Annotated in this window: 1 protein-coding gene; it reads right to left on the bottom strand. The window is 78.1% G+C overall.

The window, feature by feature from the left end:
- Positions 1–1,113 (bottom strand): GAF domain-containing protein (locus C1I97_RS37660; RefSeq protein ID WP_146608446.1); only part of this gene is annotated, 1,113 nt, incomplete at both ends.

Here is a 1,113-nt window from a genome sequence, read left to right as displayed (position 1 = left end):
CCGCTACCTGCCCGCCCACGCCGGCGCGGGCGGGCAGGTAGCGGTGGGCGACCTGCAGGGCGCTGGGGGCGGGCAGGTCGCGCGGGAGCAGGCTGCGCTGCAAGGTGACGGCCATGGTGTGCTCGCGGGTGTAGCGGCGGGCGTTGTCCAGGGCCACCGCGGCGCGGGCGGCCAGTTCCTCGGCGAAGGGCACGTCCTCCGCGCCGAACGGCTCACCGGTGCGCGAGCGCCAGAAGTCCACCGTGCCCAGCACCGTGCCGCGGGCCCGCAGCGGCACCGCGATCAGCGAGCGGATGCCCTGGGCGAGGACGCGCCCGGCGCGCTCGGGGTCGGAGGTCTGCCACTTTCGGGCGGTGCTCAGGTCGGCCTCGAGCACCGCCCGGCCGCTGCGCAGGCAGCGCGCCTGCGGTGAGCCGGGGGCGAAGCGGATCAGGTCGCCCACCGGGGTCAGCGGCCGGTGGGCGGGCGGACCGCTCACGGCCGTGCGGCGCAGGGCGGTGCCGGCCGCGGTACCGGTCTGGGCCGGCTCCTCGCCGCGCGGGACCTCCTCGGCCAGTTCCACCGTGGCGGAGTCGGCGAAGCGGGGGACCGCCACGTCCGCCAGCTCCTGGGCGGTGCGGGTCACGTCCAGGGTGGTGCCGATGCGCACCCCGGCGTCGTAGAGGAGCCTCAGCCGCCCGCGCGCCACCTCGGCCCGCCCCGACAGGGCGCGCAGCTCGGTGGTGTCCCGCAGCGTCACCACGCTGCCGGCCTGCCCGCCGTAGGGGGCGGTGGGCCGCTTGTTGACCGCCAGCAGCCGCCCGGCGCTTTGGTGCACCTCGTCGCTGGCCGGGCGCGGCGAGGCCAGCAGTGCGGCCAGGTCCGCCTCCAGGGGCAGGTCGGCGACCTTGCGGCCCTCCGCGCCGGGCGGCAGGTCCAGCAGCCGCCGGGCCTCGTCGTTGGCCAGCAGCAGCCGCCCGTCACCGCCGACGATCAGCACCCCCTCGCGCACCGCGTGCAGCACCGCGTCGTGGTGGTCGTACATCCGCGTCATCTCCGCCGGCCCCAGCCCGTGGGTCTGGCGCAGCAGCCGCCGGCCCACCAGCGCCGTGCCCCCCGCGGACAGCACCAGCG

Origin of the sequence: Streptomyces sp. NTH33 (assembly GCF_003236365.1) — a bacterium.
In the GTDB taxonomy this organism is placed as follows: domain Bacteria; phylum Actinomycetota; class Actinomycetes; order Streptomycetales; family Streptomycetaceae; genus Streptomyces.
Note: the sequence above shows the minus strand (reverse complement) of the source record. Positions and strands in the feature narration are given on the sequence as shown.